This window comes from Larkinella bovis, assembly GCF_042655385.1.
Taxonomy (GTDB): domain Bacteria; phylum Bacteroidota; class Bacteroidia; order Cytophagales; family Spirosomataceae; genus Larkinella; species Larkinella bovis.
Genome location: NZ_JBHSMA010000006.1, coordinates 177883 through 198534 on the forward strand (window position 1 = coordinate 177883; position 20652 = coordinate 198534).

Sequence of the window (20652 nt, forward strand, 5' to 3'; positions counted from 1 at the left end):
CACGGCGGCAGCTAATCCTTTAATCGGTGAGAGCCAAGTCAGGACTGATGCAGTTCGGTCAGCTTCGTGGCAATTTCTTCGGAAATACCGACGCTGGAAAAACCGCCGTCGTGGTAGAGGTTCTGCATCGTCACCATGCGGGTCAGGTCGCTGAAGAGCGTGACCACGTAGTTGGCGCAATCTTCGGCGTTGGCATTTCCCAGCGGAGACATCAGGTGAGCGTATTCGTGGAAGACATCAAAACCGCCCACGCCGGAACCCGCCGTGGTAATCGTCGGCGATTGCGACACGGTATTGACCCGCACATTTTTGAGTTTTCCGTACCGGTATCCGTACCCCCGCGCGATCGACTCCAGCACCGCTTTGGCGTCGGCCATGTCGGTATAGAACGGGAACGTCCGCTGGGCTGCGATATAGCTCAGGGCGACAAACGAACCCCATTCGTTGATGGCGTCCAGTTTCTCGGCGGTTTGCATCATTTTATGAAACGACAGCGCCGACACGTCCAGACTCTTCTGGTACCATTCGTAATTCAGGTCGCCGTAGGGGCGGTTTTTACGAATGTTCGGGCTCATGCCAATCGAGTGCAGCACGAAGTCGATTTTGCCACCCAAAACGTCCATTGATTTGGTGTAGAGATGTTCAATATCTTCCAGCGAGGTGGCATCCGCCGGAATGATTTCGGCTTCGCACTGCTCCGCCAGTTGCTTGATAGCCCCCATCCGCATTGCAATCGGGGCGTTGGAAAGCGTGAATGTCGCGCCTTCTTCCTTTGCTTTCAGTGCTACTTTCCAGGCAATGGATTTTTCATCCAATGCTCCGGTGATGATTCCTCGCTTGCCTTTCAATAATCCGTAAGCCATGAATTGAGTTGCTTTTTCGATGATCGTGTCGATTCAGAAGGGGGCAAAGTAACTACTTTTTTGCTGGAATGCCAATCCGTTTATCCGGTGTCAATACTCTTTGATATCCATGCGGATGCGCCATTCTTTCGGCAGGTAGTTGTTCACCCGGTTGCCAACCCCTTTCAGCCAGCCCAGGTTCAGGCCATCGTAACGGGCCAGCAACCAGCCTTTTACCGATTCGTTCAGCACCAGATTTTCTTTTTTGAAAAACCGCATGGCATCTTCTTTCGTCAATTCAATCCCGGGAAGCTGACGGGAAACCGCCGTGCTTAACGCCAGGGCGTGCGACGGAATGAAATCGTCGCCCTTGAACGTGCCCATCTCCAGCCCAAAACCTTTATTCTGCAGAGCCGCATCCACCACGCGCAGGTCGGCCGAAAGGGCTTCCGGGATGGCAAAAACGTCGCCGTTGGGTTTGACGTAAAACGAAAAGTCGTCGGGCTGTTGCAGGAACGGTTGCAGCGTCTTGATCTGCCAGTTCCGCACCGGTTTCAGCGACCGGAAGGCGCGCGGCACCGCCATCTCCGGGCTCGACCGTTGTTTCTTTTTGAAAACGCTCAGAAAAAAACCTTCGCCTTTGACGCGGTGCGGGTAACACTGGTAGCCTACGGTTTTATCGACCACGCCCCAGGCTTCCGGCAGATTGAGTGGCAGGTATTCAAAACCATGTTCGCCGAGCCATTGGGCGTTCTGCCGGTTTTCGTCGTCATTATACGTACAGGTGCTGTAGAGCAGCAGGCCATCATCGCACAGGAGCGGAGCGGCCGCCGTCAGAATGCGTTGCTGCCGGGCGGCACAAATCCGGACGTTTTCCTCCGACCATTCGAGTACAGCTTCCGGATCTTTCCGGAACAGGCCCTCGCCGGAGCAGGGCGCATCGACCAGCACCAGATCGAAAAAACCGTGCAGCGCCCGGAAATCCTCCGGGTCGTGGTTGCTGACGACGACGTTCGGCAAGCCCCATTTCTCCAGATTTTCTTTCAAAACCGGCACACGGCTGCGAATCACTTCATTACAGACCAGCAAGCTCTCCGAAGTCAGCAGCGACGCGATCAGGGTGCTTTTGCCGCCCGGTGCCGCACACAAATCCAGCACCCGCAGCGGGCGTTCCAGCCGGGCCGTTTGCCGCAAGGCTTCAGCCAGCAGCATCGACGAGGCTTCCTGTACGTAATAGGCACCGGCCTGAAACCGTGGATCAAGGGTGAAAACCGGGCGTTCGGGCAAATAAAAACCGGTATCACACCACAAAACCGGTTCAAGGGCCGTGGTTGGCAACCCATTTTTCTGCGGATTAACCCGAATGCTGACGGGCAGCGGTTGTTGCAACGCGTCAATAAAGGCCGGATAACTGGCACCCAGTTGGTGCTCCATCTGCCAACGGAATTTCGCGGGGAAAGAAAGCTCGATCATCCTACAAATATAATTTAGCTAAGTTGCTAACCCTTTTAATTCGATTTTTATACGCAGAATTTTATCATTTTGTAAACCCTCCTGATTTGAGGTTAATATTCTGTTAATCAGTATCTTAACTATTTTTGCCTATGCTTTTATGCCTATTGTATGGTCTTTTGGCAAATGTTGTGGAGTAGACTACTGTTTTATTGATTATTGACAAAAGAAAATTTTGTAGTAACTTCGTTTTTAAATGGATTACATAGTTCATTAACCTAAGCTAAAAACATGTTAAAACGTTTACTGATTGGCTTATTGTGCCTATTCGGCGCAGTAAGTTTCTCCTTTGCTCAGTCGCGTACTATAACGGGCAAAGTGACTTCGGCCGAGGATAGCTCTCCACTTCCCGGCGTTAACATTGTGGTAAAAGGAACCTCCCGCGGAGCTACTACCAACACGAACGGCGAATACACCCTGAGTGTCCCCGATAATGCCGGAACTCTAACATTCTCCTTCATCGGTTTTAAAACCACCGACGTTTCTATTGGCAATCGTTCGGTCATCGACCTCGTGCTGCAACCGGATGCGTCAACGCTGCAGGAAATTGTGGTAACGGCACTCGGTATTTCGCGGGAAAAGAAAGCCCTGAACTATTCTGTTCAGGAACTCAAGCAGGAAAAACTGAACATCGCTCGCGATCAGAACGTGGCCAACGCACTGGCCGGTAAAATTGCCGGGGTGCAGATCCTGGGTCAGTCGGCTGCGAAATTCGGTAGCCCGAGCATCCGGATTCGGGGGGTCAACTCGCTGACCGGTGGCGATCCGCTCTACGTCGTAGATGGAACCCCGACGGATGTGAGCCAGGTCAACATGGACGATGTCGAAAACCTGTCGGTTCTGAAAGGGCCTTCGGCGACCGCTCTGTACGGTAACCGGGCTTCCGCCGGGGTTATCGTCATTACGACCAAGCGCGCCAAATCGGGTGAAACCAAGCTGGACATCAACCACAGCACCACGCTGGATATGGTGGGTATGTTGCCTGATTACCAGAATGAGTACGGCGGGGGCTACTCGCAGGAATGGATGACCTTTAAATATGATCCTAAACTGCACCCGACCTCCTGGGCGTCGTTTGACGGTCAGCGCATTCTGGATTATTCGGCTGATGAAAGCTGGGGACCCCGATTGGATAACCAACCGCACCGCTCGGCCGCTTCGTGGCAGCAGGGACCAGGCTTCGGTCAGTTAACGCCGTATTCGGCCAACCCGAATAACGTGCGTGATTTCTTCGAAAAGCCTATCAGCAACAACACGAACATTGCTTTCTCTCGCGGAACCGATGCATTCCAGAGCCGGATTTCGTATACGCATATTATTAATAACGGTATTGTGCCGAACTCATCCCAGACTCGGGATTTCGTTAGTTCTAAAAACACGATCAAGTTTGGGAACAAATTGTCGGCGAACCTGAACGTTAATTATACGGCCTTTAAAACGAACAACCTGCCGGCCGACCGCTACGGATCATCGGGCGGAACAACGCCAACCAACAGCCCGATCGGTATTTCGAACGCTACGCTGAATGGATATAACCAAACGGCCGGGATGTTTAACCAGTGGTTCCAGCGTCAGCTGAGCATGGATGACCTGCGCAATTACAAAAACCCGGACGGAACGTACCGGAGCTGGAACATCGGAAGCCCAACCGACGCCCGTCCGAAATACTGGGATAGCCCGTATACGCAGGTGTACGAAAACACCAACACCAACCGGAGTGACAGGCTGTTCGGGGATATTGGTCTGACGTACGAATTCACGCCTTTCCTGAAAGCCTCAGCGACCATTCGTCGGGATCAGAACTATTTTAACCAGGAATCACGCGTAGCGCAGGGAACCCTGAACGCCGGTGGTCTGGGTGCTTACGCAGTACTGGGCGCCAACGCCCGCGAAAATAACTACGAAGCCTTGGTAAGCTATAACCAGGAGCTGGGTGACCTGTCACTGGTGGCCAACGCCGGGGGGAACATCCGTTATAACCGCACTGAGGCTACGTTCCAGGCAACGGTAGGTGGTCTTTCGGCCCCGAACTTCTACAACATTGCGGCTTCGATCAACCGTCCGCTGTCTAACAACTATCTGTACGAACGGCAGGTGAACAGCCTTTTCGGAAACGTGAGCGTAGGTTACAAGGATTTTGTCTTCGTGGAAGCGTCGATCCGGAATGACTGGGCCTCTACACTGCCGAAAGCCAACAACTCGTACCTGTATCCCTCTGTGTCGGCCGGTTTGGTCTTCTCCGAGCTGATTCCGCAGAACAACATTCTGTCTTATGGTAAAATCCGGGCCGGTTATGCGCAGGTGGGTACCGACGTCGGCCCGTATCAGACGGGGCTGACCTACAGTTCCGGTACGCCTTACGGAAGCGATGCGACCTTGTATTTGCCGGGAACACTGCCCAATGCCAATCTGCAACCCGGTTTGTCGTCATCGTACGAAGGTGGGATTGACCTGAAATTCCTGAACAACCGCTTAGGGCTGGAATTCACGGCGTATCAGAATGACAACAAAAACCAGATCATTCCGATTCCGGTTACGCCCACCAGTGGCTATAGTAATGCCGTTATCAACGCCGGTCTGATTCAAACCAAAGGGCTGGAACTGCACATCAACGTCGTGCCGGTTCGTTCGGCGTCCGGTTTTACCTGGGAATTCGACATCAACCTCGACCGCAACAGCTCGAAAGTGGTTAAACTGCAGGACGGTCTGAAAAACTACCAGATTGACGGAGCACAGTGGCGGACGCTGACCCTGAATGCCCGCGAAGGAGAAGACTGGGGCTTGCTGGTTGGTCAGGGTATCAAGAAAGATGCCAATGGCAACCGGCTCGTGTACGCAAGTGGGCCCAATGCCGGTTTGTACATCAAAGAAGAAAACGTACCGCTGGGTTCGGTACTGCCGAAATTCAAAGGGGGCTGGTTGAACACCTTTACGTATAAAGGCCTGTCGTTACGGGTGAATGCCGACTTCATTGCCGGTGGTAAATTCTTCTCGACGACCAAAATGTTCAACAACTATTCCGGCCTGGGTGCAGAAACCGCTGGTCTGAATGAACTGGGTAAACCGAAGCGGGATGATCCGGCAACGGGTGGTGGTATTCTGCTCGACGGGGTGACGGAAGATGGCAAACCGAACGCAACGCGGGTCGATGCCCAAAACCTGTATGAAAACTGGTTGTTTGCCCTGAATGAATACTGGATTTATAACAAGTCGTATATCAAGCTGCGGGAAGTATCGCTGGGGTATAATTTGCCGAAAAGCGTACTGGGCAAATTTATCAAGTCGGCCAACATTTCGCTCATCGCACGGAACCCGCTGCTGATCTACAGCGCCATCGGTGGAGGTATCGACATTTCAGAATCCGAGACGCTTTGGTATGAAGGTGGTCAGTTGCCACCGGTGCGTTCGTTTGGGGTGAATTTGCGTCTTGGTCTCTAAAAAACATTTCAAAAACAGACACTCATGAAACTATATAAGTCCATTCTTTTTGCCGGGCTGATGCTGACGTCGGTGGCTTGCAGCGATTTCGAGGAGATGAACGTCAGTCCGAATAGCCCGTCACAGTCCAACACCGCCAGTATGTTTACGGGCGCTATCCGGACCGTAGGCGCGATGAACAGCCAGGTAGGTCCGGGCGGTTTTAATATTGTTCCGGCTTTGTACGTCCAGCAATTCGGTGATGTCACCTACATTGAGGATTCGCGCTATAAGACGATTAACTTCAGTTATAACGGCTTGTATACCGGTCCGCTGGTGAACCTTCAGGCGATCATCGATCAGAACAGCAATGACGCTACCAAAAATGCGGTAGCGGTTTCCGGGTCGAACAACAACCAGATTGCGATTGCCCGGATTCTGAAAGCGTATATCTTCCAGTGGATGACCGACCGTTGGGGGGATATTCCGTATTCGCAGGCCCTGAAAGGGAGTCAGAACTTCTCTCCGGCTTTCGATAAACAGCAGGATATTTACAACGATCTGTTTAAAGAATATAAAGAAGCTGCGGCCCAGTTCGATGCCGGTACGACGGTAAAAGGGGACATTCTGCTGAGTGGGAATGCGGCCCGCTGGAAAAAATTTGCCGCTACGCAACGTCTGTTGGCAGCTCTGCAATTGTCGAAGGTAGATCCGGCGAAAGGGAAAACCGAGTTTGCTGCGGCTCTGGCCGATGGCGTCTTGGCGTCGAATGCCGACAATGTCCGGTATTCTTTCCTGGCCGATGCTAACAACGAAAACCCGTTGTATAACAATTATATCACCAGCAACCGGAAGGATTTCGCGGTCAGTGATGTGTTTGTGAACTACCTGAAGAAAGTTAGTGATCCGCGCTTGCCTTATATCGCGGCCACCAACCAGCGGGGTGAGTATGCCGGTGTTCCCTATGCGGTTTTCCCGGCGACTGGCCCGTCGCAAAACTTCTCACTGGCGGCTTCAACGCTGTCTGCCCAGAACGCACCGGTTAATATTGTAACCTACGCAGAAGTATTATTCGCACAGGCCGAAGCCGCTAAACTGGGCTGGACCACCGGCGATGCGAAAGCCCTGTACGAGTCGGCGATCAAAGCTTCGTTGCAACAGTGGATGGGTGCGGCTTACACGGATGCGGCTTATACGGCCTACATTGCTCAACCGGATGTTGCGTATAGCGATGCAAAAGCGATTGAGTTGATTGCTACCCAACGCTGGATTGCGCTGTTCTTCCAGGGAACTTCCGCCTGGAACTCCTGGCGCCGGACCGGTTTCCCGGTGCTGAAACCGGCAGCCGCTCCGCTAAACGGTGGTACCGCCATTCCGCGTCGTCTAGCGTATCCGGTTTCGACCGAAGGAACCCTGAACACGACGAACTACAATGCTGTCATTGCCAGCCAGGGCCCGGATACTCCGTATACCCGCGTCTGGTGGGATAAACCGTAAGCACGGTCTATAACCAGCTAATACTGAGAAGCTTCTTTCCGATCCGTTCGGGAAGAAGCTTTTTTGTTTTTTACCGGGGCGGTTTTTTCCGCCCCAAACCGCCCTGATCAACCAAGTGTACTGTTATTGTGCAATAAATTCTTGTTTTTAGGTTTTTTTGGGTATTATGTACTGTGAATTTTACATATTAACAAATAAAATAGTAGTGTTTTGCTTTTTTATGAATATAGTATTTCAGTATATTCACAAACTTTTTTAACCTACGCTAAACAATGAAGAAACATTTACTCCTTACTGTATTGTGCCCCATCGGTACAGCATCAGCGTCTCCTCCCCAAGTAAGAGCATTTTCGGATCAATAATCTTCCGGCACAGATGACGTCGCCTGAAGGACCGGGTGCTCCGCCTTTCTTTACTGGCTTTGGCCCGCCGTCTTGCTCCGGCCAACCCGAATAGTTCCTGGAATTTCCGGGTCCCTGGCTGTCGTATGTAGTACCATTTCCACACAAGGAAAATTACGCCGATGATTCGCCTAAGCGTTTCGTCGGGATGCTGTATTATCCTATCCATCCTATCCTATCCACTAGTAAATCACACTGTAGCCTTCTCTCCGGGTTGAATACAGGGTGATAAGAAATTAATAATGAACGCACGCTCAGGGATGAGCGATGAATCAATTCGTGTATTAATCAAACTAATTAATGATTATTCTATCATGAAAAAATTTCTATTCAGTAGCTGGCTACTGTCATTGGTGTTCTGTCTGCCGTTGCTGGCGCAGGACCTTACCGTATCGGGCCGGATAACAGCCGCCGAAGATGGCTCTCCGCTTCCGGGGGTCAATGTGGTGGTGAAAGGGACCTCCAAAGGGACCACTAGTAGCTCCGACGGGGTTTATCAGATCACGGTCCCGAAAGGAACGGTTTTGCAATTTAGCTTTATCGGTTTTGCTAACCAGAGTGTCACCGTCGGCAGCCAGGCCAAAGTGGATATTTCCATGAAAGCCGACGCGTCGCAGTTGCAGGAAATCGTGGTAACCGCCCAGGGTATTCGGAAAAACCAGCGGGAAATCGGTTATGCCTACTCGAAGGTAAACACCGACGACGTTACGGTAGGCCGGTCCCCCCAACTCGCCCAGGCGCTTTCGGGAAAAGTTACGGGTCTGGCGGTCTACAACGTTAACAACAGCGTCGATCCGGCGGTGAAGGTCGTCCTGCGCGGGTTCCGCTCGTTGACGGGTAACAACGAAGCCCTCGTGGTCTTGGACGGGATGCAAACGACGTCTACGGTGCTGGCGATGATTAACCCGAACGATATCGAAAGCGTCTCCATTCTGAAAGGTGGTCAGGCCGCTACCCTGTACGGATCGGCCGGTATCAACGGGGCCATTATTATTACTACCAAAAAAGGCGCGCAGGGCAAACTGAAGATTGCCTACTCGAACAGTACGAACTTCGAGCAGATCAGTTTCCTGCCCCAGCTTCAGGATAAATTCGGTTCGGGCTCCCACTATTCAACCTCGTTCGGAGCGGCTGGCTACAAAACCGACTACCTGGAACGGATGAAAGACAACTGGCGCTCCTACGAAAACCAGCAGTATGGCGATCAGTTCGACGGTTCAACCCGGATGCAGGGCCGGACGACGGAAGATGGCGGTCAGTTGATGCTGCCGTATGCCGCGATTGAAAATGCCCGTCGGAAAGCTTTCAACACGGGGGTTTCGATGAATAACCAGATCAGTTTCCAGGGGGGGGACGAAAACAGTTCATTCTACATGTCGCTGGAAAACCAGAAGATTAACGGCATTGTCCCCCGCGATAAAAGCGAGCGAACCGGTGCCCGGCTGTCGGCCACGAAAGAATACGGCAAGGTGACGGCCAGCTTCAATGCCGCCTATACCCAGGCCGCTTACGACCGGACGTCCTCGGATTTTTACAACGACGTCCTGAACCAGCCCGCCAACATGCCGCTGGCGGATTTGCGCGACTGGCAGACCAACAAGTTTGCGAATCCGAACGGGTACTATAACGACTACTACAACAACCCGTATTTCAATGCCGACAACAACCGGATGAAATACAAGGATGCCAACCTGAACGGGAACCTGAACCTGAATTTCCGGCCGCTCCCCTGGATGACGCTGACCAACCGCCTGGGGGTAATGAACAACTCGCGGACGGGCAAAAATACCACCGGTAAGTTTCTGTATTCAGACTGGGCGAAAACCAAATCGTTTATTCCAGCTCCCTTCTTCCGGGAGGGCGACGGAACGGGCATCTACCGGGCCATTACGGATATTCTTGGTTCGGTCCTGGATTATTCCGGTACGGAAAACGTAATCAACAACGAATTTCAGCTTCAGTTGACGAAAGACTTTGGTCCGCTCTCGAATAAGTTGATTCTGGGAAACAGCGTGTACCAGCGCACCACCAAGAGCATGGCCGTGGGTTCTACCTCCATCGTCGTGCCCGATGTGTATAACGTGGCCAACCGCCAGGGTGAATTACAGGGGGGCGAAATCAGCACGCAGGAGCGCCGGTTTGGCTACTATGCCGACTTGACAACCAACTATAAAAACTGGTTGATTCTGAACGGCACCTTCCGCTTCGATGCCACTTCCCGGTTTTATAAACCGGATCGCCCGGCCAACACCTGGTCGTATCCGTACTACGGGGCGGCTTTGTCCTTCATTCCGACCGATGCCTTCCCGACCATTCGGAGCTCGTTCCTGAACTACGCGAAAATCCGGTTGAATGCCAACAAAAACGCCAACGACAATATTCCGCTGTACGGTCTGGATCTGGTGTACGGTAACGGTGCCAACTTTCCCTACGGCAACACGGTCGGTCTGACGGTGGGGAACGTCCTGCCGGATGCCAACCTGAAACCCGAGACGGTGTATTCGTACGAAATCGGGGGCGAGTTCCAGTTGCTGAACAACCGCATCAACCTCGATGTATCGGCGTATACCCAAACCTCGAAAGGCCAGGTTATTACGGTTAAAATCCCGAACTCGACCGGTTTTAACAACCTGCTGATCAACGTGGGAGAAACCAAGAACTGGGGCTATGAGGCCGAGTTGAAATACCTGATTGCCCGCGGTGGCAAGTTCTCCTGGGATGCCAGCGTTCGCTACTCCTACAACGACAACAAAGTAATTGACCTGTATCCGGGCATTACGGAGTTCCAGTACGGCGGTTACGCCTATGCCAACACGAACGTAATCAAGGGTTCACGTTTCCCGATTCTGAAAACCGATGGCTATCAGTACGCACCGGATGGATCGGGCCGGGTGCTGGTAAACGCCACGACGGGCTATCCGCTGCGTGAGACGACGCTGTCTCCGCGTGGGGGCGTATTGCCACGGCACATTGCCGGTCTGGGCTCTAAAGTCGAATACGGCGATTTGGCCTTTACGTTCAACTTTGAATACCGGGGTGGCAACTATATGTTCAGTGACCTGGGCCGCCAGATGACCTTCACCGGAACGGGTAAATGGACCGAAAACCGGGCTCCGCAGATCTTCCCGAACTCGGCTTATCTGGACACCGACGGCAAAACCGTCGTTCCGAACACCTCGGTTCAGGTGCGCGAACCGGAATACGCCCTGTGGGTAGACAACTACCGGCTGATCTCCGAAAACTTCGTGGCCCCGGCCTGGTTCATCAAACTGCGGGATGTAAACCTGTCGTACCGGTTGCCGCAGGGCCTGCTGACAAAAACGAAATTCATTTCGGGCGCCAGCATCGCGGTCTACGGACGGAACCTGTTCACGATCGTTGATAAGCTCAACTACTACACCGACCCGGAATTCAGCTACCAGGGCAACCAGTCGCCGGGTAGTACGGCAACGCCGACGATGAATTCCGCCATTGGGATCGGGATCAACTCGACTGGCCAGACTCCGCCCGTTCGGCAGTATGGGGTTAACCTTAACATTACTTTCTAATAGGACCGAAACTGTTTTGACATGAAATTCAAATCATTATTCATATTCGCCTTTGTGGCCCTGGTAGGGAGTGCCTGTAAAGAATCTTTTCTGGACATCAATACCAACCCGAACACGCTGCCAACGGCCTCACCGAGCTTTGTGTTTACCAATGCCCTGAACACCACGACAACCAACATGCTCGGTATCAACGAAACCGGAGAATACTGGTCGGGCCACTGGACGCAGGGGAATGGTTACATTATTTCAACCACCACCTTTGCCTACCAGTTTACCAACGGGGATTTCAACTACTGGGACAGCTACTACGATAACCTGCAGGATTATCAGTATGTGATCGACAACGCCGATGCCAACAACCAGAAGTACCTGAAAGGGCCGGCGAAGGTGATGAAAGCCCTAATGTTTCAGCAACTGGTGGATATGTATGGAAATATTCCCTACACCGAAGCGCTGAAAGGCGGTACGGTTTTAGCCCCCAAATTCGATGACCAGAAAACCATCTACGAATCGCTGATTATGATGCTGGACGAAGCCATCGGAGAGATCAAAGCCAATCCGTTCGCCAGTGCTTTTACCGGTTCTGACATTGTTTTCCGGGGCAATATTACCAAATGGGCGCAGTTCGCCAACTCGTTGAAGATGCGGATTCTGATTCGTCAGTCGAAAGTCGCGGGCCGGGATGCGTACATCAAAACGGAAATCAACAAGATTGTAACCGAAGGATCCGGTTTCATCACGGGGGAAGATGTGGGCGCCGGGGGGGCCTTCTTCTACCTGGCTACGGCCGGTAAATTGAACCCGGTCTATGACCGCTGGGGCTACGATGCGAACGGTGCCAAACGGGCGTTGAACAACTACCCACGTCTGACCCAATTCCTGATCAATAGCCTGAAAACCGCGGGCGACACGCTCCGGATGAAGCGGATTGCCTACGCCAACAGCGGAGAAAGCAGCACAACGCCGGGCACCAGTACGCTGAAAGAAGTTTCGGCGAATTATACGGGAACGCCGTTTGGGGTTAGCTCGGGCTACCTCCCGGCCAATACCACCTCGCTGGGCCCCAGCCTGATCGTGAAAGGCGAATACAACCGCCCATATATCATCATGACGGCGGCCGAAATCCAGTTTCTGCTCGCTGAAGCCAAACAACGGTACAGCGATGTTAGCTTGCCGAATACGGCCAAAGCGTATTTTGAAGCCGGTATTGCGCAGTCATTCCGCACGTTCGGGGCCAATACCGCCGGGGCTGCGGCTTATATTGGCAGTAAAATCGACAACTACGACTGGGATGCTTCGACCAATAAGCTGACGGCCATTGCCACCCAGAAATGGATTGCGTTGACCAACTTCAGCGGTTTTGAGGCCTGGACGGAATACCGCCGGACCAATCTGCCGGTGACGCCCCAGAGCATTCAGGTGCCGGATAACAAACGCCCGGTGCGGCTGTTTTACCCCAACACGGAAGCCGGTTCGAACAGCGCCAACGTCACCGCACAAGGTACGGTTGACGTCTTCACGACGCGTTTGTTCTGGGACGTTGACTAAGTTTTGTCACCAGGAACGGTCACCGCTGGTGGTGACCGTTCCTGCCTGAAAAGACCAACAAAAAAGCCGCCGGTTTTCGAAAACCGGCGGCTTTTGTATGGGGTAGAATCGGCCCGGTTTACAGAACCGTCACTTGCTCGGCGCTGGGCTGCGGGTCCTTTTCTTTGTCTTTCGGGAACACAAATTTCATCGGTTTGGAAACCTGCTGCGGAAGCAATGCAGTTTCCAGTACCTGATCGACGGTATCGACATAGTGGATGGTCAGGTCCTTGATGTATTCGCGGTTGATTTCTTCTACGTCTTTCCGGTTTTTCGAGCAGAGCAGAATTTCCTTGACACCCGCCCGGTTGGCCGCCAGAATTTTCTCTTTAATACCACCGACTGGCAGTACTTTGCCACGCAGCGTGATCTCGCCCGTCATCGCCAGGTAAGGCCGTACTTTGCGCTGGGTGAAAATCGACGCCATCGACGTCAGCATCGTAATCCCCGCCGACGGCCCGTCTTTCGGGACCGCACCGGCCGGTACGTGCACGTGCAGATCGTAGTAATTAAAGATGTTGTAATCGATGCCCAACTGGTCGGAATGGGCTTTCAGGTACGACAAGGCCGTGACGGCGGATTCCTTCATGACATCGCCCAATTGGCCGGAAAGCGTCAACCCGCCTTTTCCGCGGCTCAGGCTCGATTCGATAAACAGAATCTCGCCCCCAACCTGCGTCCAGGCCAGACCCGTTACGATGCCTGCGATATCATCGTCGGAATACAGATCCCGGTCGAAGATCTCAGCCCCCAGCAGTTTCAGCACATCGGCCGGTTTGATGGTTTTCGGATAGTCTTCTTCCAGCGCAATGGATTTGGCGATTTTCCGCACCAGCGCCCCGATTTTCTGTTCCAGGGTCCGAACGCCCGATTCGCGGGTATAGCCTTCCACAATCCGCTGGATGGCTTTGTCGTCCACCATCAGATCCTTGGGTTTCAAACCGTGTTCTTTCCGTTGTTTCGGAATCAGGTACTTTTTGGCGATCTGAATTTTTTCTTCGACCGTATACCCCGACAATTCGATGATTTCCATCCGGTCGCGCAGGGCGGGGTGAATGGTGTCGAGCGAGTTGGCGGTAGCAATGAACAGGACTTTCGACAAATCGTATTCAACCTCAAGGTAGTTGTCGATGAAAGTCGAGTTCTGTTCCGGGTCGAGTACTTCGAGCAGTGCCGACGACGGATCTCCGCGAAAATCGGAACTGACTTTATCGATTTCGTCCAAAATAAAAACCGGGTTTGACGAGTCCGATTTTTTGATATTCTGAATGATTTTGCCGGGCATGGCGCCGATGTAGGTTTTGCGGTGGCCGCGAATTTCGGCCTCGTCGTGTACCCCGCCCAACGCCATCCGGATGTATTTCCGGCCCAGGGCTTTGGCCACCGAGCGACCAAGCGAGGTTTTCCCCACGCCCGGAGGGCCGTAGAGGCACAGAATCGGGGCCTTCATGCCTTCGAAAGCGCGGTCGTTTTTCAGTTTCAGAACGGCCAGGTATTCGATCATCCGTTCTTTCACTTTCTCCAGGCCGAAGTGGTCACTGTCGAGCACTTTCTGCGCCCGCTTGAGGTCGAAATTATCCTTGGAAAATTCGTTCCAGGGCAGATCGACCATCAACTCGATGTAGTTCATCGTCACCGGATATTCCGGTGCCATCGGGTTGATCCGCTGGAGTTTATTGAGTTCCTTCTCGAAATGCGCCTGCACATTGGGCGGCCATTTTTTGCGGGCGGCCCGCAGCCGGATTTCTTCCAGATCCCGGTCGGGGCTGTCCATGCCAAGTTCGTCCTGCAACACCTTGATCTGCTGACGCAGAAAATAGTCACGCTGTTGCTGATCGATGTCCGAGCTGGCTTTGGTCTGGATTTCGCGTTTCAGTTCCAGCAACTGGATCTGGCGGAGCATGAATTCGAGCAGCAAGGTTCCCTGCTGAGCGCCTTCGGTGGTTTCCAGTAATTTCTGTTTATCCGACACTTCGCCTTCGATATTCGATGACAGGAAGTGCATCAGGAACATCGGATTTTCTATATTGTCCAGGGCAATCCGGGCTTCCTGCGGAATTTCCGGATTCAGACGCAGAATTTTATACGCCGATTCTTTCAGCGACTGAATCAGGGCCTTGGATTCTTTCCGGTTCGGATTCGGGAAGTGATCGTCAATCTGGCGGACGTTGGCGGTCAGGTACGGTTCTTCCTGGAGGAAGTTGACAATTTCAAACCGTTTTTTGCCCTGAATGATGATGGTGATATTGCCGTCGGGCAGCGTAATCATCTTGATAATGTACGCAACCGTTCCCAGGCGGTAGAGATCATCGGCGGTCGGCTCGTCTTTCTGCTGATTTGACTGGGCCACCACCCCGATGATGCGGTTTCCTTTGTAGGCTTTCTTTACTAATTTGATGGACTTCTGCCGCCCCACCGTTACGGGAATGACCATACCGGGAAACAGTACGGTATTTCGCACGGGCAGGATCGACAGATCGTTCGGCACAATGTAGTCGTCGTCGGCATCATCCGCTGATCCCAGCGGAACAATTTCCAGATTGTCCAGATCCGACTCCGCCAGCCATAGTTGGGTATCGTATTTATTGGTTACACTCATAGTGAAGTGCCTGTCAAACTGACAGTCTTATCGAAATATACAGGCTTAAATGGGTACTGAAAAACAAAGATTTATAAACGAGCAAGGGGTGTGCCAAACGGTTGACAACGGAAAAAAAGGCTGCATGGTCCGTATCGATTACAAGTAACAAAAAAGGAAATGAAACTCAAAACGTGCGGGGAATCAATGCGTGGGTAGTCTACCAGGACAGCACCTGCTGCGTAGTGTTTTTTCGGAATAAAACGGTTTTCTTTTCGGAAAGGTATGACACATTGACTAAATTGATCTGATCATCGAAGAGGTCCAGCAGCACCGATTGCTGCAGGGAACTTCCCTGAACGGGTTCACTGTAAGGGATTTCCACGTAAATCCAGGTAGCGTCGACTTCCGCTTCCTTGCCGAGATACTTAAACGGCTTTCGCTGCCGGCCGGGGGTCGTCAAACCGAAATGCTTGCGGAGGTACCGTTCTATCAGCGGGCCGTTGGTGTCTTTGTCGCTCAGATGAACCCGCTGGTTATTGTTTTCCTTCGTCAGGGCTTCTTCCAGATCATCCGTGAAAATCCGCAAACTCACTTCAAACGTTTTTTCTGCCACATTGTACTGCATCTGGGTTACACTGGTATGAACCGGATGCGCCGGACGGCTGGCGGTAAGGCTGAGGACAAGGAGGAGAAAAAACGTTATACCGCGGAGGTGAGCCGAGAAAGGCCGAGTTAAACCGAGAACCCCTCCGCTTAACTCCTTTAAACTCCGCTTATCTCCGCGATATAACCCTAACAATTTCTTAAAAAACCGCTTTGAAGACATCATTGAAGATTGCAAACGCCATCAATCCGAGCAGGATCACCATTCCAACACGTTGTGCTCCTTCCAGAAACCGGTCCGACGGTTTGCGGCCCGATACAATTTCGTACAGCAACAGGGTCGAGTGACCACCATCCAGTGCCGGAATCGGCAGAATGTTAAAAAAGGCAAGTGCCATGGACAGCAGCCCCGTCACAAACCAGAACCGTTCCCACATCCAGACGCCACCGAATAAGTTCTGCGCAATGCCAATCGGGCCACTCAGGGCTTTCGAGGCTGAAACGTCACCCTGGAAGATTTTACGAAATCCCTTGATGTTGTCATACACGACGCTGAACGCCTGTTCCGTTCCTTTCGTCAGGGCCTGCCCGAACGTATAGTCGATATGGGTTTTCTTCAGCAGCGTTTCGGCACCAAAACCGATCTGGCCCTTGTCCGTCACCGTGGTTTTCAGTGCGACCGGCTGCGGGACGCTGGGCCGTTGTACCGTCAGCGTGATGGGCTTGTTGACGTTGGCTTTGACTACTTCCTGAAACTCGTGGTAAAACTGCGTCGGCCGGCCGTTGACGGCGGTAATCCGATCGCCTTTTTTCAGCCCCGCTTTCTCGGCGGGCATGCCCGGTACGACCTCTCCCACCCGGAAGGGTTGTATGGGTTCGAGAAACTGACCGGCGTTCTTTTTGTCGGAGAGTTTATCAATGAAATCGTTCGGAATGTCGATGGTAAGTTCCTCGGTTTTTCCATCGGCACCCGTCCGTTCGACCGTATAAAAACTATCGGAGCCCAGGAAAACGTCCGAACTACGGATGTCACTGAAATCGTCGAACGGTTTGCCGTTGATTTTGACAATTTTATCGCCGGTTTTCAGGCCAATCTGCTTCGCCAGATCGTAGGCCACAATGCCGTATTTGGCATCTTTGGCGGAAAGGTAGGTTTCGCCGTTTTTATAGGTCAGGGCCACAAAAATGACAATACCGGTAATGACGTTAATAATGATTCCGCCCAGCATGACAATCAGACGCTGCCAGGCCGGTTTCGAGCGAAACTCCCAGGGTTGGGGCTCCTGCTGTATGGATTTGGTATCGAGCGATTCGTCGATCATTCCGGAGATTTTGACAAAACCGCCGAGCGGAATGGCTCCCAAACCGTATTCGGTTTCGCCCCGCTTGATGCTCCAAATTTTGGGCGGAAACCCGATGAAATACTGTTCGACCCGCATCCCGAAGGCCTTGGCCGCCAGCAAGTGACCCAACTCGTGCAAACCCACTAAAATTGACAGGCCCAAAATGAGCTGCCCTGCCATGATTGCTATTTCCATTCGTCTAAACTGGTTGCACCGATGCACCGGCGCTTTTTTTAACTGATTATAATTTGTTGCGTTGTTGTTTCTTCAACAAAAACCGGGGTGCCGTCCCGAAAACCGTTTTAAACCGCCGAACCCGATTCTAACGTCCGTATGTCCATAACGACGACTCCTGCAAAAACTTCCGGGGTCCCACGAATTTATTGCGGGTTTACCGGGAAACAATTAAACGAAACTTTTAATTCGGGCGGTGGCAATGCGCCGGGTTTCTTCATCGGTCCGGACGTAGTCCTCGTACGTTGGCCGGGCCACAAACGCCACTTTCTGCATGCCTTCCGCGATGATGTCGGAGATTTCCAGAAACCCGATTTCGTCGTGCAAAAAGGCGTCGACCGCTACTTCGTTGGCCGCATTGATGATACACGGAGCGTTGCCGCCCCGCTCCAGCGCATCGAAAGCGAGTTGCAAGTTACGAAATGTTTCAAGATCAGCCTGTTCGAATGTGAGCGACGGATACTTTGCGAAGTCGAAACGCGGAAAATCGGCGGATAACCGGTTTGGATAGGCCAGCGCGTACTGAATCGGCAGCCGCATGTCGGGCAAACCCATCTGCGCCTTGATGCTGCCGTCCCGAAACTGCACCATCGAATGAATGATGCTTTGCGGGTGGACGATCACCTCGATTTGTGCCGGTTCCAGTCCGAACAGCCATTTGGCCTCGATCACCTCCAGACCCTTGTTCATCAGCGTCGCCGAGTCAATGGTGATTTTGGCGCCCATCGACCAGTTTGGGTGTTTCAGGGCTTGGTCTTTCGTGACGGTTTTCAGAAAATCCCGCGACTTGCCCCGGAACGGACCGCCCGAGGCTGTCAGAATGATTTTTTCGATCGGATTGTGAAATTCGCCCGCCAGGCACTGGAAGATGGCCGAGTGTTCCGAATCGACCGGCAAAATGCTGACGCCTTTTTCCTGCGCCAGTTTCGTGATCAGTTCACCGGCCACGACGAGCGTTTCCTTGTTGGCCAGGGCGATGTGTTTGCCCGCTTCGATGGCCTTGATGGTCGGCAGCAAACCGGCATAACCGACCATGGCCGTCAGCACGATGTCGATGCGGTCCATCTGCACGACCGAGGCCACGGCTTTCGCCCCGGCGTAAACTTTGATACCGAGGGGATCGAGGGCCGAAAAAACCGTATCGTAGCGGTTTTCATCGCAAATGACCACCACGTTCGGCCGCACCAGCGCGGCTTGTTCGATGAGCAGTTCGGCGTTGGTGTTCGCCACCAGCACCTCGACTTCAAACGCATCGGGATGCGCCCGGACCACGTCGATAGCCTGCGTTCCGATGGAGCCCGTCGAGCCGAGAATGGCGATATGGCGTTTTTTGGGGTTAGTCATTTAATTCACTTTGTAAAGAGCAAAGATAGGGCAATTCGGGCCTGCCAGTGCCTGGTTGTCAGCGGTTATTCTGGTTAGGTGGTCGATGAATATAGTTTGAACACCGCTTACACCGTTTGCATGGTTTGCAATAATCCTTCGCCAATCACCCGATCATTCGCCAGGCGCGGCACTTTGTTCTGGCCGCCCAGCTTGCCCTGCGCTTTCATGTAGTTGCGGAAGGTGTCGCGGGGCAAAACCGTCAGCTTCAGGGGGCGCAAAATACTCCCCGAAATCAGGTCGTCATAATAGACGTTTAATTTCGTCAGACGCTGATCGATGTCGCGGGCGAAGGCATCCGGGTCGTGGGGGGGCGTCGCGAATTCAATGAACCACTCGTGGTAGGGCAGGCCTTCGGCCGGTGCTACCATGGGCGCGACGGTGAACTCGACGACTTCGGTTTCCGGATGCAGGTCCATCGCGTAGTGCAGCGCCTTTTCAACTTCCTCGCCAATCACGTGTTCGCCAAAAGCCGAGATAAAATGCTTGACCCGTCCCGTGACGACGAGCCGGTACGGGTCATTCGAGACAAATTTGACGGTGTCGCCCAGCGAATAACTCCACAAACCGGCGTTGTTGTTGACAACCACCGCGTAATTTTTGCCCAGCTCGACCTGCTCGATGGTCAGTCGGCGGGGGTTTTTGGAGAAATAATCGTCGGCCGGAATGAATTCGAAGAAAATACCGCTGTTGAGCATCATCAGCAGGCCTTCTTCCGTCTGCGTATCCTGGTAGGCAATGAAGCCCTCCGAAGCCGGGTAGGTTTCGATGCTGTCGATTTTCTTGCCGATGGATTCGTATAATTTGGCCCGGTACGGTTCAAAGTTGACCCCGCCGTAGACGAACAGCGAAAAATCCGGGAAAACGTCCTTGATTTTCCGGCCGGTGCGGGCCTGAATCCGGTCGAAATACATCTGCACCCAGGGCGGAATGCCCGAGATCAGCGACATCGGCTGCGTCAGCGTTTCGTCGATGATTTTATCGAGCTTGGTTTCCCAGTCCTCGATGACGTTTGTCTCATACGACGGCAACTGGTTGGTGCGGAGGTAGGCCGGAACGTGGTGATTCGAAATGCCCGAAAGCCGCCCGATGTTAATGCCGTTCTTGACCACCAGCTCCGGGCTACCCGACAGAAAAATCAGCTTCTTGTCCAGAAAACCCGCCTTGCCGGTTTCGTGAATGTAGTTCAGCAGCGCATCGCGGGCCGAATTGATGTGGTTGGGAATCGATTCCTGCGTGATTGGAATGTATTTCGTCCCCGACGTAGTCCCGGAGGTTTTGGCGAAATAAACCGGTTTTCCGGGCCAGAGCACATTCTGCTCACCTTCCCGGATTCGCTCGATATACGGTTTTAACTCTTCGTAGTCGCGGACGGGAACCGCCTGTCGGAATTCAGGGTACGAATGAATGTCTTTGAACCGGTGATCACGGCCAAAAGCCGTATCTTTTGCCCTGTCGAGCAGCGCCCGGAACCACCGTTGCTGGGTTTCGCCGGGCCGGTGCATCCATTCCTGTTGCCGCTGAACGACAAACTGCGCGAGCGGCTTGCTCAAAACTGATCGGATTCCCATAGCCTGCAAAGTTAACAAGTTTTATGCGAATGTAGCCTGTACGGGGCGACAGGTCGCTCACTTCCGGAAAACCGGCTGATTCCGATGAGCGACCCGGTGGCCTTCAAGTCATTTATTAACGAAGTTGCATCTA

At 52.9% G+C, this 20652-nt stretch carries 11 protein-coding genes; 4 read left to right on the forward strand and 7 right to left on the reverse strand.

The features are described from left to right. Nucleotides 1-38: 38 nt before the first annotated feature. Complete coding sequence (locus ACFPMF_RS18950; protein ID WP_379848281.1) at nucleotides 39-863, reverse strand: enoyl-ACP reductase FabI; 825 nt, start codon at nucleotides 861-863, stop codon at nucleotides 39-41. 90 nt (nucleotides 864-953) lie between these two features. Then, nucleotides 954-2315: a methyltransferase RsmF C-terminal domain-like protein gene (locus ACFPMF_RS18955; protein ID WP_379848283.1), complete on the reverse strand. Its 1362-nt coding sequence runs from the start codon at nucleotides 2313-2315 to the stop codon at nucleotides 954-956. Nucleotides 2316-2585: 270 nt separating this feature from the next. Here ACFPMF_RS18955 and ACFPMF_RS18960 point away from each other — a divergent pair, with 270 nt between their 5' ends. The 4 genes from ACFPMF_RS18960 (at nucleotide 2586) to ACFPMF_RS18975 (ending at nucleotide 12765) form a co-directional block, all read left to right on the forward strand. Beyond that, nucleotides 2586-5792: a SusC/RagA family TonB-linked outer membrane protein gene (locus tag ACFPMF_RS18960; protein WP_379848285.1), complete on the forward strand. Its 3207-nt coding sequence runs from the start codon at nucleotides 2586-2588 to the stop codon at nucleotides 5790-5792. A gap of 24 nt (nucleotides 5793-5816) precedes the next feature. Next, the gene (locus ACFPMF_RS18965; protein ID WP_379848287.1) at nucleotides 5817-7268 is read left to right on the forward strand and encodes a SusD/RagB family nutrient-binding outer membrane lipoprotein; all 1452 of its coding nucleotides are present in this window, start codon (nucleotides 5817-5819) and stop codon (nucleotides 7266-7268) included. A 715-nt stretch (nucleotides 7269-7983) separates the two neighbouring features. Further along, the gene (locus tag ACFPMF_RS18970) at nucleotides 7984-11217 is read left to right on the forward strand and encodes a SusC/RagA family TonB-linked outer membrane protein (protein ID WP_379848289.1); all 3234 of its coding nucleotides are present in this window, start codon (nucleotides 7984-7986) and stop codon (nucleotides 11215-11217) included. Nucleotides 11218-11238: 21 nt separating this feature from the next. After that, nucleotides 11239-12765, forward strand: a complete 1527-nt coding sequence (locus ACFPMF_RS18975) for a SusD/RagB family nutrient-binding outer membrane lipoprotein (protein WP_379848291.1) — start codon at nucleotides 11239-11241, stop codon at nucleotides 12763-12765. A gap of 118 nt (nucleotides 12766-12883) precedes the next feature. Here the strand turns inward: ACFPMF_RS18975 and lon are convergent, their stop codons facing one another. The 5 genes from lon to ACFPMF_RS19000 form a co-directional block, all read right to left on the reverse strand. After that, nucleotides 12884-15403, reverse strand: coding sequence for an endopeptidase La (gene lon, locus ACFPMF_RS18980; protein ID WP_379848293.1), 2520 nt, complete (start codon nucleotides 15401-15403; stop codon nucleotides 12884-12886). A 199-nt stretch (nucleotides 15404-15602) separates the two neighbouring features. Continuing rightward, nucleotides 15603-16214, reverse strand: coding sequence for a DUF6702 family protein (locus ACFPMF_RS18985; RefSeq protein WP_379848294.1), 612 nt, complete (start codon nucleotides 16212-16214; stop codon nucleotides 15603-15605). Beyond that, entirely contained in the window at nucleotides 16189-17526 is a 1338-nt protein-coding gene (gene rseP, locus ACFPMF_RS18990; RefSeq protein ID WP_379848296.1) for an RIP metalloprotease RseP, read from the reverse strand. Before rseP ends, ACFPMF_RS18985 begins: the two co-directional genes overlap by 26 nt. A gap of 210 nt (nucleotides 17527-17736) precedes the next feature. Next, nucleotides 17737-18909 carry a 1-deoxy-D-xylulose-5-phosphate reductoisomerase gene (locus ACFPMF_RS18995; protein ID WP_379848298.1) on the reverse strand — a complete coding sequence of 391 codons (1173 nt, stop codon included), beginning with the start codon at nucleotides 18907-18909 and terminating at the stop codon, nucleotides 17737-17739. Between the two features lie 107 nt (nucleotides 18910-19016). Then, nucleotides 19017-20519, reverse strand: a complete 1503-nt coding sequence (locus ACFPMF_RS19000; protein ID WP_379848300.1) for a GH3 auxin-responsive promoter family protein — start codon at nucleotides 20517-20519, stop codon at nucleotides 19017-19019. Between the last annotated feature and the right edge of the window lie 133 nt (nucleotides 20520-20652).

Excerpts from the sequence above, each read along its gene's own strand:
- ACFPMF_RS18950 (WP_379848281.1), bottom strand. The coding sequence starts at position 863 with ATGGCTTACGGATTATTGAAAGGCAAGCGAGGAATCATCACCGGAGCA.
- ACFPMF_RS18955 (WP_379848283.1), bottom strand. The coding sequence starts at position 2,315 with ATGATCGAGCTTTCTTTCCCCGCGAAATTCCGTTGGCAGATGGAGCAC.
- ACFPMF_RS18960 (WP_379848285.1), top strand. The coding sequence starts at position 2,586 with ATGTTAAAACGTTTACTGATTGGCTTATTGTGCCTATTCGGCGCAGTA.
- ACFPMF_RS18965 (WP_379848287.1), top strand. The coding sequence starts at position 5,817 with ATGAAACTATATAAGTCCATTCTTTTTGCCGGGCTGATGCTGACGTCG.
- ACFPMF_RS18970 (WP_379848289.1), top strand. The coding sequence starts at position 7,984 with ATGAAAAAATTTCTATTCAGTAGCTGGCTACTGTCATTGGTGTTCTGT.
- ACFPMF_RS18975 (WP_379848291.1), top strand. The coding sequence starts at position 11,239 with ATGAAATTCAAATCATTATTCATATTCGCCTTTGTGGCCCTGGTAGGG.
- lon (WP_379848293.1), bottom strand. The coding sequence starts at position 15,403 with ATGAGTGTAACCAATAAATACGATACCCAACTATGGCTGGCGGAGTCG.
- ACFPMF_RS18985 (WP_379848294.1), bottom strand. The coding sequence starts at position 16,214 with ATGATGTCTTCAAAGCGGTTTTTTAAGAAATTGTTAGGGTTATATCGC.
- rseP (WP_379848296.1), bottom strand. The coding sequence starts at position 17,526 with ATGGAAATAGCAATCATGGCAGGGCAGCTCATTTTGGGCCTGTCAATT.
- ACFPMF_RS18995 (WP_379848298.1), bottom strand. The coding sequence starts at position 18,909 with ATGACTAACCCCAAAAAACGCCATATCGCCATTCTCGGCTCGACGGGC.
- ACFPMF_RS19000 (WP_379848300.1), bottom strand. The coding sequence starts at position 20,519 with ATGGGAATCCGATCAGTTTTGAGCAAGCCGCTCGCGCAGTTTGTCGTT.